Source organism: Sphingomonas gellani, assembly GCF_900110035.1.
In the GTDB taxonomy this organism is placed as follows: Bacteria; Pseudomonadota; Alphaproteobacteria; order Sphingomonadales; family Sphingomonadaceae; genus Sphingomonas; species Sphingomonas gellani.
In genome coordinates, this window is the sequence record NZ_FOCF01000004.1 from 264,047 (window position 1) to 280,699 (window position 16,653).

Sequence of the window (16,653 nt, forward strand, 5' to 3'; positions counted from 1 at the left end):
TACTCGTGTTTGATCCTGGTGGAGCGAAGGGCAGTCGGTTCGCGTCAGAGTTCCGACCAGTCGTCGGTCGATACGGCCAGCGCGGCGTTGCCGTGCGATCGGGGGCCGGACCGGGGGGCGGGCCGGGCGATGCGCCGGGCGGCGTCGGCGGCCCGGTCCTGCATCCGATGAACGGGGTTGGCGGTACGCGACGTGGTCGCTGCTGTGTCGCCGCCCACCTTGAACCGCGCGATCTGGCGGGCCAGCTCGTCGGCTTCGGCAAGCAGGCTGCGCGCGGCGGCGGTCGACTGTTCCACCATGGCCGCGTTCTGCTGGGTCACGCCGTCCATTTCGGCCACGGCGGTGTTCACCTGTTGCAGGCCGTTCGCCTGTTGCTGGGCGGAACCGGCGATGCTGGACACCAGGTCGCTGATCTCTTCGATCCGACCGATGATGCGGCGCAGGGCATCGCCCGTCTCGCCGACCAGCGCCACGCCGGACTGCACCTGGTCCGATGAGGCGGTGATCCGCGTCTTGACGTCCTTGGCGGCATCGGCGGACCGCTGCGCCAGCGCGCGCACTTCGGACGCGACGACGGCAAAGCCCTTGCCCGCGTCGCCGGCGCGCGCTGCCTCGACCCCCGCGTTCAGGGCGAGCAGGTTGGTCTGGAACGCGATCGCGTCGATGACCGTGATGATCTCGGAAATCTCGCCGGAGCCGCGCTCGATCCCGCCCATCGCCTCCACCGCGCGGCGGACGATGTCGCCGGACTGTTCCGCCTCGACGCGCGTGTCGCGCACGACCTGGTTGGCGCGATCGGCATTGGATGCGGTTTCGCGCACCGTGCCGGTGATCTCATCCATCGCGGCGGCGGTTTCCTCCAGGCTCGCGGCCTGCTGCTCTGTGCGCTGCGACAGGTCGTCGGACGCCTGACGGATATCCGCCGCGCCGGCGTTGATCCCGCGCGTCGCGTCGGCGACATGGGTCATCACGCCCTCCATCGCGTTCATCGCGCGATTGAAGTCGTCTTGTAGCCGGCGATAGGAAGCGGGAAAGTCGCTGAAGCGAACCTGCAGATCCGCATCGGCCACGCGCGACAGCCCGGCGCCGACCTCGTCCATCACCTGCTGCTGTTCGCGATCGGCCTGGCCCTTCACCACCGCCGCCTCGCGGAACACGAGCAGCGCCTTGGCCATGCTGCCGATCTCGTCACGCCGCTCGGTAAAGGGTACCTCGATGTCCGTGCGGCCCTTGGCCAGCGTCTCCATCAGGGTCGACAGGCGCCCGGCCGGACGCGCGATCGCGTTGGAGAGCAGCCAGCCGAGCAGACCCGCGATGGCGACGGCGACCAGCGCGCCGATCACCAGCACCCAGGTGACGGAGCGTTCCGCGCGGGCCTGGCCCTCGTCGAACACCGCCGTCTGGCCGTCCTGTTCGTCGTCGATCGCCTTCTTGATCTTGCGCATCGCGCCTAGCTGCTTGGTGCCGGCAAGCTGCACGGCCTGGCTGCGGGTCGCGGGGTCGTGGTACAGTGCCAGCGTCTGCGCGATCTTGGTATCCTGCCACTGCTTGGCTTCGCGCGCGAAGTCGTCGAAGCGCGCCTTTTGTTCGGGCGACGTGACGCGGGTGCGGGCATCGGCGGCGGCCTCCGCGATCGCGGCACGGTTCTCCTCGTACGTGCGCAGGAACTCTGGCTTGCCGAGCAGAACATAGCCGCGCACTGCGCTCTGCGCTTCCACCACACCCGTCATCATGTCGTCCGCGCGCTCCGCGACGTAACGGGCGTTGTCGCGATCGTGCGCGACCTGGCGCAGCTGGCTGACGTTGAACAGGATGATGCCGCTGACCAGCAGGAACATGGCGATCAGCGTGGCGAAGGAGATCGCGAACTTGCGGGGTATGGCGATATTCTGGAACACGTGAAACGAACCCCCCGATGGCATGCGTCGCATCTGGCACGGCCAGAGTTAAGGCGGCTTTAAAGAACCGGCGAAGTCGACGGCCTTTCGGTCACAAGGTGCTGAAAGGCGGGACGCTTTTGGCCGCTCACAGAACGTAATCCAGTTCCAGCCAGAACTTGCGGGTATTGGTGGCGAAGCTGTCCGCATGATAGTCGGCGTAGCGCGCGGAAACGGTGTACCGGCGCCACTTCGCACTGGCGAGCAGGTCGACCTCGTCACCATAATCCATCGACAGGCGATCGCTGTCGAAGCGGTGGTACACGCCCTGGATCAGTATGCCGGTCAGCGGACCGACACGCTTCCAGGTCCAACCCGCGCTGCCGTACAGGTCGCGGACGCCGTTGGCGGGCGTGGTGGTGAACTTGTCGGCCCAACCCTGGAACTTGAAGATGGAGGCGAGCGGCGTCTGGAACGAGGTCAGCGCGGTGCCGCGATCGGCGCCCAGCACCTCGTACCCGGCGCCCAGACGCGCGGCCGACACCTCCAGCCCGGCATCGGCGAGGTAATAGCTGGCGCGGTAATCATTGGGGTTGCGATGATAGTCCGACTGGCGGGCATAGCTGAGTGCCCAGTTCAGCTTCACCGACGGGGCCAATGCGCGATTGCCGGCGAGCCGCGCGCCATAGGTCTGGCTGGACAAGCGGAAGCCCTGCACAGCCTGCTCGTCCTGATCGATCAGATAGGCGAAGCCGGTCAGAGTGCCGATCGGCGTCTTTGCGGCCAGATTGACGAACACGTTGACGCCATCGATTGCCGGCGGCTTCGCCCCCGTGCCGTTGATGCCGCTGGTGCCACGCACGCTCCAGGAATAGATCAGGTCTGCCTTCAGCTGCGGCAACACGGCCCATTCGAAGCGCGCCGCGTCATAGGTCCGGCCGTTCTGTCGCCAGTTGGCGGCACCCACGAACCGCTCATCGTCCAGCGTGATCTTTTGCCGCCCGGCCGTCGCGGTGACCGCGTCCGCCTTGTATTGCAATTGCGCGCGGTAGAGGGCAATATTCTCCGGGTCACCGACGGCCGCGCGGCGCGATGGGCCGCTGACCGTGTCGTCATAATGATTGACGATCGCGAGATTGCCCTGCGCCTCGACCAGCGCCGACAGATGCCCGCGCGTCGCGCTGACGCCGGTGCGGACGCGGATCGTGACGGCGTCCGCGTCCTTCGCGATTCCATCCTGCTCCACCCGTTCGTAGCGTAGCCTGGCGTCGGCAAGCGGCTTCAGCACCAGGGATTGCGCGCCGGCCGGGTTTGCGACGATCAGCGTGAGCGCGAGTGGGCATAACGCGGCGAGGCGCGGGAGTCGCATATCGGTCATCCCGGCGCATGTGCCAAAAGTCGGTTGAAGACGCGTTAAGCCTGTTCGCACAGGGCCGCACCATGCCCTTGAGCCGGTGCTTTTCACAGCCGGTCCTTGCTGACCGGGTTGCGAACGGCCCCCCGTCGCGCCATGGCGCCGCGATGACCGTCAGCGAACTTCAGGACCTGCTCATCGCCATGCTGGTGCGCCGGATCGGCGGCAATCGGCGGCGCTGGCGGATCGTGCTGGGGCCGGTGCGACTGCACGACAGGGCGACGCATCCCCTGTGCAACTGGTCGATCTCGCCAACCGGCACAGCGGGCGAAGTGGATGCGGCGGAGCATCTGCTGGACACGGTCCGGTTGGACCATCCGCTGGTCACCGCCGACCGGGGTTGAGGCGGTCGGCGGCGGCGACTTCACAGCCTCAGGCGCAGCGCACCGTACAGGCTGCGCGGATCGGCGGGGGCGTGCAGCCGCTGCGTGCCGTCGAACCAGACATATTCGTACAGATCGTTCAGCATGTTGCGCAGTTGTAGCGACAGCTCGACCTGCCGGGTCAGCCGCCATCCGGCCTCCGCCGTGACCTGTACATAGCTGCCGAAGCGGCCCTGGTCGTTCGCTGGGGTCAGTTCATACGCGGACTGGCCATTGCCCCACAGCGACAGGCGCAACGGGCTGGCGCCGGGTGTCCACTCGATACCCGCCGTGTAGACGTTGGCGGGGACGTGGTCGATGGCATTGCCCGCCTGCCCGGGACTGGCCGGATCGGGCACCAGGATGCGCGCGCGCTGGTGGGACCAGCTCGCCCAACCGGACAGGCCCGGCAGAGGCGTCACGTTCGCCTCCACGTCGATGCCGCGCCGGCGCGTGCGACCGAGATTGTCGAAGTCGCCGCCGGGATCGTTGAGCCGCCGCCGCAACTCGCCGCTCGCGGTCTGCTGCCACGCGGCGATCCGCGCGGTCAGCCATCGTCCCCGGCTCAGCTTCAGTCCGCCTTCCCAGCCGGTGTTGATCGACGGGTCCACATCGCGCACGCGCGGCGCCACCAGATAGGCGCCCGATCCGGCCCCGATCTGGAACGTGCGGCCGTAATTGCCGTACAGGGTCACCCCCCCCAGCGGTGTGATCGCGGCCGACATCTTGGGCTGGCTGATCGTGCCATAGCGGTTGATGGGCGCCGACGTGCCGCTCGCCCGGTTGTGGAAGTCGCCGCTCACGCCGTCCAGGCGCCAGGCGGGGGTCAGCGTCAACCAGCGCGTCGGGCGTATAATGGCCTGAAGATAGCCACCGCCGACCGTCAGGTCGAACTGCTGATCCCGCGTGCGCGCAACAAGCACCCGGCGGTCGGCGGTCCAGCGCTGGCTGACATTGTGCTGCCACTGCACGTCGCCGCCGCCCTCGATCATCAGGTCGTGCAGGAACGGCACGACCGGGTGCCAGTGCAGGGCCGCGACCGTGCCATACTGGCGCTCGTCGGTGTAGCGGCGCTGTTGCGCGACATTGGCGGAGAAGCGGACGAACCGGTCGTCCCTCAGCGTGTTGGCATAGCCGATCGCGGTCAGCGCCAGCGTATCCGCCAGATCGGCATCGAGGTGCAGGCTGTACTGCGCCATCTCTCGCGTGCCGCCGTCCGTCTGCGAGACGGAATAGGAGCGCCGGCGCGCGGTGTAGGCATCCGCGTCCGTCAAATAACCGGGCTCCTCCGCGTCCGCCGTCGAATAGCGCGCGATCACGCCGACCCGCGCCGCGCCCATGTCCACGAACCACTTGCCCGCCAGGTTCAGCCGGTCGAGGTCGGCATGATCGCGATATCCATCGGTGCGACGATACGACACCAGATAGTTCTGGCTGAGCGCACCCGTCTCCACACCCGCCGACAACTGCGCGTCCACGGTTCCGAAGGCGCCGGACAGCGCCTTGGCATCCAGATAGGTGCCGCCGATCCGCGTACGGATGTCCGCGCTGCCGGCGATCGCGTGCAGTCCCCATCGTGGGTCGGAGGTGCCGCGCACCAGTTCCACCCGGTCGATGTCTAGCGGCGGCACCATGTCGATGAACGGCATGCCCCCGGCATTGTCGTTGGATGGCACGCCATCGATCAACAGCTTGACCGCGTTGATCTCCCCCTCTCCGTTGAAGCCGCGGATGGAGAAGCGGCCGGACGTGGTGCCCTGGTTGAAGTCCGTCAGCACCACGCCGGGCAGGCGCGCGAACAACTCCCAGCTGTTGTCGACATTCTGCCGCTGGGCGATGTCGCCGCCGAGCAGGTCGACGGAACTGAGGACGTTCTGGGTGGATCGCGCCATGGAATGCGCGGTGACGACGATGTCGCCGATGCCGATCTCGGTGCCGGCGCGCGAGGGCGGGTGATCGGCCGCGTTCTCCATGGGGTTGGGGGTGACGGTCTGAGCGCCTGCGGCGGTCGCGCCAAGCAGGGCGGCCAGCGTGATGCCGGCGTGAAGTGGGATGATGGGCATGAAAACGTCCTGATCGGGCACGAAGGGTCCTCGTGCCGCTCGAGCATGATGCGGGCCGGCTGCGGACATGATGGCCCGGCCGGTGGGTGACGGATCAGGCGGTGTGCGGTGGAGCCTGTGAGGGCGGCCGCGGCCGGATGGCGGCGGCGCGGGGAGAATGCTCGACGATGCGCAGTGCCGCGGCGACGATGAAGCCGATCGCCAGCACCAGCAGCACCGGATCGGCACCGCCGAGCGACGGCATCGCCAGCCCGGCAAATGGGCAGGGCACCTCGCTCCTGGTGGGTGCGTCCGCCTTGCCCGGCTGCTTCGCCGGGGATGCCGGAGAGGTCATGGCATGACCCGGCATGCCGGCATGGTCCGCACGTGCGGCGTCCTGTGCCATACCGGCCATCGTCATGCTCGCGCCGGCCCAGCCATCGCAGGGCAGGATACGTAGTCCCTCGCTCGTCGGCATCGGCATGTAGCCGCCCGGCACCAGCATGCGGGCGGCGAGCGTCAGCACCACCAGCCACACGGCGGCGGAACGATGGATCGTGGCAAGGCGGCGGAGGCGTTGCACCGCCGCCGCCCTAGACCCGTCGTCGCGTTCAGTCAGTGGGGTTTTTACGTAACCGCCGGTGCGATCGTCCGCACCGGCCATTACGTCACAGTCCGAAACGCAGCGTGGCGCGCAGATCCCGGCCGGCGAGCGGGGCGAAATCCTTCAGGAAGCTGGCATGCCGCCGGGCGGTCACATCGAACAGGTTGTTCGCGCTCAGCACCAGTTGCGTCTTGCTGTCCCGGCCGAAGGGCGACAGGCTGAGGCTGGCGTTGACCATGGTGTAGTCGCTCGTCGGCGTCTCGAAATCGGCGACGCGGTTCTGATCGAAGACATGCTCGACTTCGGCGCGCGCCGTGAAGGCATCGCCCTGCGCTTCCAGCCCGCCCAGCACGCGCAGCGGCGGGATGCGCGGCACGGGGCCGACATCCTTGATGTTGGCGTGAACGTAATCGCCCAGCACATCGGCGTTGAAGCGCGTAGTGCCGACCGTGAACAGCTTCGCCGACAGATCCGCCTCGAACCCGTAATAGCGCGCATCCGCCTGCTGATACTGGAAGCACGGCAGGTCGACGTCCGCGTCGGCGCGGCCGTATCGCACCGCCCCCACCTCGCAAACCGACTGCGCGACCTGGTTTTCGGAGATGTAGTTGGAGAACCAGTTGTAGTAGGCCGACGCGTCGAAGTTCACGCGGTCCGTATGGGCGTGGAACGTCGCCTCCAGCCCCCAGCTCTTCTCCAGGCGGAAATCGGGGCTGCCCAATTCATAGGCCTGGGTGCCGGCATGGCCGCCATTGGCGAACAGCTCCTCGGCGGACGGCGCGCGTTCGGTGTGCGATCCGTTGATGCCGATGCGGATCGCATCACCGATGCCGTACGATGCGCCGAGCGACGCGGACAGGGCGTGGAAGCTGCGCTGACCGACGAAGAAGCGGTTGTCGACGTCCGTCTTCGCCGCCAGATCGGTCCACTCGTATCGAACGCCGCCCTCTGCCTTCAGGGCGCCGAAATCCAGCTGCTGAACGGTGAACAGGCCGGTCTGGTTGGTCTCGTTGCGCGGCAGGAATGCCTCGTCGCCGACGACGTTGAACAGCCGGTTGAAATACTGGACGCCGGACGCGCCGCTCCACGCGCCCTTGCGCGCCTGGACCAGTTCCAGCCGACCCTCGGTGCCGTTGTTGTAGAAGGCGGTGCCGACTGATCCGTCCTCTTCCAGCTCCAAATGGCGGTAGTTGGCGTGGCCCATGCGGATGCGGATGCGGTCAAGGAAGCCGCCGCCGGTTTCCACCTCGCCGCGCAGGTCGTACCGGTTCTGCACAACGTCCAGACGCGGCGCCTCCTGTTCCTGCCCGACCTCCGTCGCATAGCGGATCGGGATGCCGTAGAAGCTGTCATAGTGGCTGTACGACACGCCCAGCGATCCGGTGTCGGTGATGATCGACGCGCCCGCGCCTGCCGTCCATGTCTCGGAGAAGGAGTTGGGCAGCTTGTTGCGGATCGCGGCCGACGCGGCGAAGTCGATCGGCTCCTCGCCGTCATCCACGGTCTGCGGCAGGCCGACCTGGCTCAGCGCCGCGGCCCGCGCGGCGGGCGACAGGGCATAGCCGCCGATGCGCAAATTGTCGGTCTTCAGGTACGATCCGTCGGCATGCAGCACCAGATGCTGGCCGACCGCGACATCGCCCGCGCCCTCCACCGATCGTTCGTTCGCGGCGGAGCCGTAATTGGCGATGCCGGCAAGGCGATACCCGTTTTCCGGCACGGTGCGCGGGATGCGGGTGTCGACCACGTTGACCACGCCGCCCACCGCCGACGATCCGAACAACAGCGCGGACGGCCCGCGCAGGACCTCGATCCGCTCGGCAAGAAGGGGATCGATCACGACGGCGTGGTCGACACTGGTGTTGGACACGTCGATGGAGCCGATGCCGTCCGTCAGCACCCGGATCCGCTCACCCTGGAAGCCGCGCAGGATGGGTCGCGAGGCGGTCGGACCGAACGAGGTCGCCGACACGCCCGGCAGCCGGGCCAGCGTCTCGCCGATGGTCGGCCGCAGGTTTCGCGTCAGTGCCTCACCCGACAGAACGGACGTGCCCTGAAGGACATCGCGCTCGCTTTGTTGCAGGACGCCGGTGACGATCACTTCCGGGCTGGTCGCTGCCTGGCGCGAGGATGTGGGGACGGCACTCTCAGCCTGCGCGTCCGAGTCGTCTGCGGTCGGCCGTGACGTGCCGGCGGCTTGGGCAAAGGCGGCAGGCGCCGCGAAAAGGCAGAGCATACTGGCGCCGGCGAGCAACTTCTTCATTATCGATCTTCCCTGAACGTCCGCGGCGCCCCTAAGAAGAACGATATATTATATCAAGCGTTTTGTGCGGTGCCGACGCACGCCGGCGCCGGGCCGAAGCGGCGGCGCGGCAGGCTGTCGCTTTTCGTGGTCGGGCAGGGTGGGCGGCCGAGCCTCCGTCGCCGATCCTCAGGCCAGCGCCGCCATCAGCAGGTGATGCTGCAACGGCTTTTCCAGCACCGCGTGAAACCCGATCCCCTGCGCCTCTTGAATCAGCGCTTGGGAGGGGAAGGCGGTGATCAGCACGGACCGCCCTTGCCAGCCGCGTGCGCGCAGGTCGCGCAATACCGCGATGCCGTTCTTGTCGGGCAACTGATAGTCCGCGACCAGCACATCCGCGTCCCGCTCCTGATCGCTTTGCAGCAGGGGCACGGCGGAGGCGTAGGAGCGCACCTCGAACCCCCGCCCATGGAGCAGGAGCTGGAGCGAGCGGCGCACGCCCTCGTCATCCTCCACGAGAAGCGCGCGGCGCGGGGCAGGGCGGGAACGAGAGTGAGTGCTGGTCACGAAAAGGCCCTTGCGCGTGCACACCCCTTTGGCGGCAGGCATATCAGACGCGATCGGCAAGCGTTTGTCTCTACGTGTGTTTCCCCATGGGGTCTGTTGCACCGGGCCGCGGGGGCTGATGCACAGCGACGGCCGCCTGATCCTTCAGCCCCGCCGCGAACGCGATGCGGAGCGCGTCGGACAGGCTGTTGACGTTCAGTTTGCTCATCACGTTCGCCCGGTGGACCTCGACCGTGCGGGGCGAGATGCCCAGGTCGTAGGCGATGGTCTTGTTGGGATGGCCGCGTACTAGGCCCAGCAGCACGTCGCGTTCGCGCGGGGTCAGCGCAGCGACACGGATGCCGGCCTCACGCTCCGACTCCAGTTCCTCCTGCCGATGTTCCAGGCGGTGGAATCCGATGTCGAGCGCGCGGAGCAGATGCGCTTTTTCGAACGGCTTCTCCAGGAAATCCACGGCGCCGTTCTTCATCGCCTCCACCGCGGTGCCGATGTCGCCATGACCGGTCAGCACGATCACCGGCATCGCGACACCGATCGCGGCGAGTTCGCGCTGGACCTGGAGGCCGTCCATCTCGGGCATGCGCACGTCCAGCAGGACGCAGCCCGCTTCCGCAGACCGTGCCTTGCGAAGGAACGCCACGCCCGACTCCCAGCTGGCGACGGCAAAGCCGGACGTGCGCAGCATGAAGCCGGCAGAGCGACGGATCGCCTCCTCGTCATCGACGATATGGACCAGTCTCTTGTCACCCATCGCTGCCTCCCGTGTCCGCGCTCAGGATCGTGAAATGAAAGGTCGTGCCCCCATCCGGGTTCGGTTCCGCGGTGATGCGGCCGCCATGCGCCTCGACGATGGTGCGGCAGATGGACAGACCCAGTCCCATGCCGTGTTCCTTTCCGCTGGCAAAGGCTTGGAACAGGCGCGGGGCGATGGCGGGGTCGATGCCCGCACCGGTGTCTGACACCGACACGCGCACCATCGCACCGTCCCGCCGCGTCTCCACCCGTATGTCGCGGCGATCGCGATCGGCGACCGCTTCGGCGGCATTGCGCAACAGGTTGACCAGCACCTGCTGGATCTGGACCCGGTCGACCACCACCCGTTCGGCGTCCGGATCATAGTGCGTGAACAGCCGGATGCTGTGCTCCGTCGCGCCCAGCAGGCCGAGCCGGGCCGATTCGGCGATCAGCGCGGGGAGGGCATGGACGCGCCGCTCCGTCTCGCCGCGTGCGACGAAATCGCGCAGGCGGCGCACGATCTGCCCGGCACGCAGCGCCTCTGCCGCGGCCTCCGCCATCGCTTCGCGCAGCAGGGCGCGGGTGTCGGGGTTGTCGCCATCGTCGATCAGGTCGCGCCCTGCCTCCAGATAATTGGCGATCGCGGTCAGCGGCTGGTTCAGCTCATGTGCCAGGGTGGATGCCATCGTGCCCATCGCGCTGACACGGGACACGTGGATCAGCTCCCCCTGCAATTCCTTCAGCCGCATTTCGGCCAGCTGTTGCGAGGTGAGATCGCGGATGAAGCCGGTGAAGATCCGGTGACCCTCTGCCCGCGCCTCGCCGACCGACAATTCCATGGGAAACTGCCCGCCGTCGCGGCGCTGACCGGTGACGACTCGCCCGATCCCTACGATGCGCCGTTCGCCGGTGTCGAGATAGCGGCCGATATACTCGTCGTGGCGGTCGCGGTCGGGACTGGGCATCAACATGCTGACGTTCCGGCCGGCGACCTCCGCCTCGGTGTAGCCGAACAGGCGCTCGGCTGCGGCGCTGAACGACAGGATGATGCCGCGCTCGTCGATCACCACCATCGCGTCCGGTACGGTCGCAAGAATGGAGCGGTAATGCAGTTCGCTTTGGCGCATCGCCTGCTCGGCGGCCTTGCGCGTGGTGATGTCCGCCATGCCGTGGCCGAAGCCGCGCAAATTGCCGTCGGCGCCCTTCAGCGCCACCAGCGTCACGTCCGCGACGAACTCCGACCCGTCCTTGCGCACCCGCCACTCCTCGGCGCGAAAGGGTGGCGTGTCGAGCGCGTTCGCCCGGTCGCGGTCGGGTACGCCCGATGTCCGGTCCTGTTCGGTGTAGAGCAGGTCGCCGGACCGGCCGATGATCTCCTCCGCATGCCAGCCGGTGACCAGCTCGGCGCCGCGCGACCAGCTGGTCACGACGCCGTCCCGGTCGCTGAGAAACAGCGCGAGGTCGGTGGTGCTTTCCAGGAACAGCCGCAGCTCGTCGGCCAGCCCGCCCGGCGGGATCAGGTCCTGCAGCGTCTTCATCGCGTCACCTCGAACCGGCTGACCAACAGGGGCGGTGGCCACCCCATGCCGCGTCGACCTAGGCCCGGCATCGCACATTCCCCATCCGGGAAATCCCGTACCGGCCCCGATCCCGGCGCCGGCCCCGACCTCGGCTCGCGCGCAAGCATCGGTGATCCGTGTTGCCGTCGGATCATTTCGGGATGTTGATGGCGGCCATGGTCCTGCGGTAACGCGCGCAAGGGGTCGTGCAAGTGCCGTCGATGAAAGGCGGGGCGAACGGCGGGGAGTGGGAAACGTGAGCGACCTGTGGGACAGCGTGCAAAAGACGGCATCCGGATTGTTGCATCCGCATGGGCCGGCAGTTCCCGGCGCCGCGGTCAGCTACGCACCGGGTGACTTCTCCATTCACTTCCTTTTGCAGCTGGCGGTGATCCTGGTGACGTGCCGGATCGTCGGCTGGCTCGGACGCAGGCTGCTGGGTCAGCCGCAGGTGGTGGGGGAGATGATCGCGGGGGTCGTGTTGGGACCGTCCCTGCTGGGGCTGATCTGGCCGGACGCGCAGGTGGCGATCTTTCCCAAGGAGACACGTAACGTCCTGTACGCCGGCGCGCAGCTTGGCGTGGGATTGTACATGTTCCTTGTCGGCACGACGCTGCGCATCGACCATGTCCGGACAAAGGTGAAGAGCGCGGCCGGCGTGTCGGTCGCCGGCATCGCCGCGCCCTTTGCGATGGCCGTGCTGATCGCGCCGTGGCTGATGGGGGTGCCTGGCCTGTTCGCAGCCGGCATTTCGCAACTCAACGCGACCCTGTTCCTGGGCGCGTGCATCGCCCTGACCGCCTTTCCGATGCTCGCGCGGATCATCAACGAACGTGGGTTGGCGAACAGCGCGCTGGGTACGCTGTCGCTGACGGCCGGCGCCTTTGACGATGCGTGTTCCTGGTGCGTGCTGGCGATCGTGCTGGCGACGTTCGGGGGCGGCCCCGGCGTGGCGGTGATCGCGATCGCCGGCGGCGCGGTGTGGGCCGCCATCGTCGTGTTCGCGGGCCCCCGCGTGCTGGCCCCGCTGGCACGGCGCGTGGAGCGGCAAGGGGAGATGGGGACCGAGATGCTGGCCATCGTGCTGGCGCTGTTCTGCCTGTCCGCCTTTTTCATGGACGCGGTCGGCATCCATGCGATCTTCGGCGGGTTCATCCTTGGCGCGGTGATGCCGCGCGGCCTGTTCTCGGACGAGATCCGGCGCAAGGTGGAGCCGCTGACAGTCGCCCTGCTGCTGCCGATGTTCTTCACCTATTCGGGGCTGAATACCCGCATGGACATGGTGAACTCGCCCGCCTTGCTGCTGGTCGCGCTGGGGATCCTGGCCGCGTCCGTGCTGGCAAAGGGCGGGGCCTGCTACCTGGCCGCCAGGTTGGCGGGTGAGGACAATCGCACCGCGCTCGGCATCGGCGCCCTGATGAACTCCCGCGGGCTGATGGAACTGATCATCATCAACATCGGGCTGCAAAAGGGCATCATTGGCCCGGCGCTGTTCGCGATGCTGGTGCTGATGGCGATCGTCACCACGATGATGGCCGGGCCGTTGTTCGAACTGGTCTATGGCCGCCATGCGCGCAAGCGTGGCGAGCTTGGCGCCATAGCGCAGGCGGAGATGGCGCGGACGGCCTGACCGGTCGAGCGCAGCCCTTGTCCGGGGTTATTGCCAAGCGGCGGAAAAGGCGTAGCCTCTCGCTCAGAACAAAGGAGAGGTACCATGGCCACCGTTCCGCATCCCGCCGTCGACCAGCCGGTCGATCCGGGCGAGGAGAGCCTGTTGATCCTGCAAAGCCTGTTGTGCCTGATGCGGGAGAAGAACCTCCTCAACCGGGCGGACATAGAGGAATTGTGCGCCAAGGTGGAGCGCCGCGCGACGGGTCAGGTCTCGGGCCCGCTGACCTGCAACGCGGAGGCGGCCAGCGCGGCCATGGCGGACATGCAGCGGATGAACAGCTATCTGGGCCAGCGCTACGGCGGCAAGCACGCGCGGCTTCGTCCACGCTGAGGGCCTGTGCGGTGACTGCGCGGGGATGACGACCTGCATGTGATCGCCGCAGCGCCCGATCATGGCTGAAAGCGACAGGGTTGGCCCGCCGGTAGCGGATCGCGTGCTCTCCCCCGGAACTGCGATGCTGCCCACCCGCCATGTGCGGAGCAGCTACCCGGACCTGCTCATACCGCATGACGCGGGGCCCGGCTAGGCAGGCGGCTGGACTTTGCCCGTGCCGCCACTTATGTACCGGTCGTTATGGAAGAAACAGTCGCCTGCCATGCCGCAAAGGGTCGCCCGCGCGAGTTCTGCGTCGATGCCGCCTTGGCTGCCGCGCTCCGCGTGTTCTGGAGCAAGGGCTATGAGGGTGCCTCGCTGACCGACCTGACCGAGGCGATGGGCATTACCCGACCCAGCCTGTACGCGGCGTTCGGCAACAAGGAGTCGTTGTTCCGCAAGGCGCTCGACCTCTACGAATCGGAAAAGATGGCGTACATGAACGCCGCTCTTTCCGCGCCGACCGCACGTGGCGTGGCCGAACGGCTGCTTGGCGGGGCTCTCGAGGCGCAGACTGGCAACGAGCCGCGCGGATGCCTGGGCGTGATCCACTCGGTCGCTTGCGGTGCGGAGGCGGAAGGGATCAAGGCGGAGGTCATCGCCCGGCGGGCGGCGTCGCAGACGGCGTTGATCCAGCGGTTCGAGCGCGCCCGTACCGACGGCGATTTGCCGGCAGACATCGATCCTGCGGGCCTGACCTCCTACCTGATCGCGCTGTTGCAAGGCATGGCGATCCAGGCCGGGTCGGGTGCCGGCCGCGAAGCACTGGTGCGCTTGGTCGACACGGCGATGCGCATGTGGCCCGTTCGTCCGAACTGATTATACCGCGCGGTACAGAAAGTGATTGACGCCCGCGAATCGACTTGTATATCGGCCGGTATAGATTGCAGGGTCGGAGCAGAATGATGGCCTATAGTGAATTCGCCGAGATCGGGGGCGCGGCGCCAGCCGCCTCCGTTATCGCGCCGGTCAAGGACGCGGTGTTGTCGTCGCTGGAATGGTCGGTTGTCGCGATCGCGGAACGCGACCGTTTGTCGACCCTGCGCCTGCCTGGCCGCATTGCCGTGGCGATGGGCCGGCTGTTCGGGGAGGGGCATAATCCGCGCCTCGCCGATCCCCGTCTGGAGGCGCTCCGGCGCATGGCGGTGCTGACCTGGCACAACGGCTACACCGTGCCGTCGGGCGAGGTGAAGGAATTCCTGGCCGCCGGCTATTCGCCGGAGCAGTACGAGCTGCTCGTCGACAGCATCGGCGCCGCCCGCCGCCCGCGTCGCCGGCGCTGACAAGGGTGCGACCGGCATCGCGCCGGTCGTCATTGGCGGTCGGGTCAGACCGCCAGGGTTTCCAGTTCCTCGCTTACCTCCATCCACGTCGCCTCCGCCGCCTCGATCGCCTTTTCCAGCTCGGCGCGGCGCTTCATCAACTCGGTCATGGTCAGCTTCGCCAGCGCAGGCTCGGCGGAGCCGGGATCGAACATCGCGCGGTCGATGCCGCTGCGGGTTTCGCTCAGCCGGGCGAGTTCGCTTTCGGCGACCTTGGCGCGCTTGCGCAGCGTTTGGCTCTTTTCGCGCGCCTCGGCCGCCTGACGTCGGGTCTCCTTCCGGTCGACCTTGTCGGCTTTCTGCGTCGTCGGGTCCCGTGACAGGATGCGGGCGATGTAGTCGTCCAGCGTGCCGTCGAACTCGCTCGCGGTGCCTTCATCCACCAACACCAGCCGATCGGCGGTCATTTCCAGCATGTGGCGGTCGTGGCTGACGATCAGCACCGCACCCGAATAGCCGTTCAGCGCCTGGATCAGCGCCTCGCGCGCGTCGACGTCCAGGTGGTTGGTCGGCTCGTCGAGAATCAGCAGGTGCGGCGCGTCGCGGGTGATCAGCGCCAGCGCCAGCCGCGCGCGCTCGCCGCCCGACAGCTTGCCGACCTGCGTCGTCGCCTTGTCGCCCTGAAAGCCGAACCGGCCAAGCTGCGTGCGCACGGCGGTCGGTGTCGCGCCCGGCATCAGGCGGCTCATATGCTGGACGGCGGTGTCGTCGTGGCTCAACTCCTCCACCTGATACTGGGTGAAATATCCGACGCGCATCTTGCCCGATGCGGTCATGCCGCCCTCCATCGGCGTCAACTGCGCGGCGAGCAGGCGGGCCAGCGTGGTCTTGCCGTTGCCGTTGCGCCCGAGCAGCGCCACGCGATCGTCCGGATCGATGCGCAGGTTCAGCCGCTTCAGGATCGGCGTGTCGGCATAGCCGACGCTCGCCATGTCCAGCGTGATCAGCGGCGGGCGCAACTCGCTGGGGTCGGGAAAGTCGAAGCTCAGGCTGGGGTCGTCCAGAACCTCCGCGATCGGCTGCATGCGCGCGAGCGCCTTGGCACGGCTTTGCGCCTGTTTCGCGGTGGAGGCACGGGCCGAGTTGCGTGCGATGTAATCCTGCAGCTTGGCACGCTCCGCCATCTGCTTGTCGCGGGCGGCGGCCTGTTGCGCCTGCGCGGCGGCGCGCTGCCGCTCGAACGCGTCGTAGCCGCCGGGGTACAGTGCCAGCTTGCCGCGATCCAGGTGCAGGATGTGGTCGACGACATTGTTGAGGAAGTCGCGTTCGTGGCTGACCAGCACGATCGTCGCGGGGTAGGATTTCAGGAAGTCCTCCAGCCACAGCACCGCTTCCAGGTCCAGGTGGTTGGACGGCTCGTCGAGCAGCAGCAGGTCGGGCTGAGAGAACAGCAGCGCAGCCAACGCCACGCGCATCCGCCATCCGCCGGAAAAGCTGTCGAGCGATCGATGCTGCGCCTCTTCGTCGAAGCCGAGGCCGACCAGGATGCGTGCCGCCCGCGCCGGCGCGGCATGCGCGTCGATCGCATTCAGCCGCTCGTGCAGTTCGCCAAGCCGATCGGGGTCGGTGCTGGTCTCCGCCTCCTCCATCAGCGCGGCGCGTTCCGTGTCGGCCGCCAGCACGGTCTCGAACGGCGTGGTCTTCCCGGCGGGCGCCTCCTGCGCGACATAGCCCATGCGCGTACCGCGCGGCATGTCCGCGCTGCCCGTGTCGGGTTCGAGCATGCCCGCGATCACGCGGACCAGCGTCGACTTGCCCGCGCCGTTGCGCCCTATCAGGCCCACCCGGCTTCCCGGCGGCAGCGCCGCGCCGGCATGGTCGATGATCGTACGGCCGCCCAGCCGAACGGTGATGTCACGAAGCGAAAGCATGGCGGGCCCATAAC

Annotated in this window: 14 protein-coding genes; 5 read left to right on the forward strand and 9 right to left on the reverse strand. The window is 67.6% G+C overall.

Going from position 1 to position 16,653, the window contains the following annotated elements:
• Positions 1–44: 44 nt before the first annotated feature.
• Complete coding sequence (locus BMX37_RS09900) at positions 45–1,922, reverse strand: methyl-accepting chemotaxis protein (RefSeq protein ID WP_425288451.1); 1,878 nt, start codon at positions 1,920–1,922, stop codon at positions 45–47.
• 103 nt (positions 1,923–2,025) lie between these two features.
• Complete coding sequence (locus tag BMX37_RS09905; protein WP_425288452.1) at positions 2,026–3,255, reverse strand: alginate export family protein; 1,230 nt, start codon at positions 3,253–3,255, stop codon at positions 2,026–2,028.
• 143 nt (positions 3,256–3,398) lie between these two features.
• On the opposite strand from BMX37_RS09905, the gene BMX37_RS09910 reads away from it, so the two are divergent.
• Positions 3,399–3,635, forward strand: a complete 237-nt coding sequence (locus BMX37_RS09910; protein ID WP_093665563.1) for a hypothetical protein — start codon at positions 3,399–3,401, stop codon at positions 3,633–3,635.
• Positions 3,636–3,655: 20 nt separating this feature from the next.
• On the opposite strand, the gene BMX37_RS09915 is transcribed toward BMX37_RS09910, so the two are convergent.
• The 6 genes from BMX37_RS09915 to BMX37_RS09940 all read right to left on the reverse strand — a co-directional run bounded on the left by BMX37_RS09915 (position 3,656) and on the right by BMX37_RS09940 (position 11,381).
• On the reverse strand, positions 3,656–5,716 hold the full coding sequence (locus tag BMX37_RS09915; protein ID WP_170841916.1) for a TonB-dependent receptor: 2,061 nt from the start codon (positions 5,714–5,716) through the stop codon (positions 3,656–3,658).
• A gap of 94 nt (positions 5,717–5,810) precedes the next feature.
• Entirely contained in the window at positions 5,811–6,278 is a 468-nt protein-coding gene (locus BMX37_RS09920) for a hypothetical protein (protein ID WP_093665676.1), read from the reverse strand.
• 85 nt (positions 6,279–6,363) lie between these two features.
• Positions 6,364–8,562 carry a TonB-dependent receptor gene (locus tag BMX37_RS09925; RefSeq protein WP_244501514.1) on the reverse strand — a complete coding sequence of 733 codons (2,199 nt, stop codon included), beginning with the start codon at positions 8,560–8,562 and terminating at the stop codon, positions 6,364–6,366.
• A 168-nt stretch (positions 8,563–8,730) separates the two neighbouring features.
• Entirely contained in the window at positions 8,731–9,108 is a 378-nt protein-coding gene (locus BMX37_RS09930; protein WP_244501515.1) for a response regulator, read from the reverse strand.
• 70 nt (positions 9,109–9,178) lie between these two features.
• Positions 9,179–9,859 (reverse strand): response regulator transcription factor, encoded by a 681-nt coding sequence (locus tag BMX37_RS09935; RefSeq protein WP_093665565.1) that lies wholly within the window; start codon positions 9,857–9,859, stop codon positions 9,179–9,181.
• The gene (locus BMX37_RS09940; protein WP_093665566.1) at positions 9,852–11,381 is read right to left on the reverse strand and encodes a PAS domain-containing sensor histidine kinase; all 1,530 of its coding nucleotides are present in this window, start codon (positions 11,379–11,381) and stop codon (positions 9,852–9,854) included. The genes BMX37_RS09935 and BMX37_RS09940 overlap by 8 nt, the downstream gene beginning before the upstream one ends.
• 277 nt (positions 11,382–11,658) lie before the next feature.
• Here BMX37_RS09940 and BMX37_RS09945 point away from each other — a divergent pair, with 277 nt between their 5' ends.
• The 4 genes from BMX37_RS09945 (at position 11,659) to BMX37_RS09960 (ending at position 14,729) form a co-directional block, all read left to right on the forward strand.
• The gene (locus BMX37_RS09945; RefSeq protein ID WP_093665567.1) at positions 11,659–13,032 is read left to right on the forward strand and encodes a cation:proton antiporter; all 1,374 of its coding nucleotides are present in this window, start codon (positions 11,659–11,661) and stop codon (positions 13,030–13,032) included.
• Positions 13,033–13,116: 84 nt separating this feature from the next.
• A complete protein-coding gene (locus BMX37_RS09950; protein ID WP_093665568.1) occupies positions 13,117–13,404 on the forward strand; it encodes a hypothetical protein in 288 nt (95 codons plus the stop codon).
• 243 nt (positions 13,405–13,647) lie between these two features.
• Positions 13,648–14,265: a TetR/AcrR family transcriptional regulator gene (locus tag BMX37_RS09955; RefSeq protein ID WP_093665569.1), complete on the forward strand. Its 618-nt coding sequence runs from the start codon at positions 13,648–13,650 to the stop codon at positions 14,263–14,265.
• An 86-nt stretch (positions 14,266–14,351) separates the two neighbouring features.
• Positions 14,352–14,729, forward strand: a complete 378-nt coding sequence (locus BMX37_RS09960; protein ID WP_093665678.1) for a hypothetical protein — start codon at positions 14,352–14,354, stop codon at positions 14,727–14,729.
• 44 nt (positions 14,730–14,773) lie between these two features.
• Here BMX37_RS09960 and BMX37_RS09965 read toward each other — a convergent pair whose 3' ends face one another.
• The gene (locus tag BMX37_RS09965; RefSeq protein ID WP_093665570.1) at positions 14,774–16,639 is read right to left on the reverse strand and encodes an ABC-F family ATP-binding cassette domain-containing protein; all 1,866 of its coding nucleotides are present in this window, start codon (positions 16,637–16,639) and stop codon (positions 14,774–14,776) included.
• Positions 16,640–16,653: the final 14 nt, after the last annotated feature.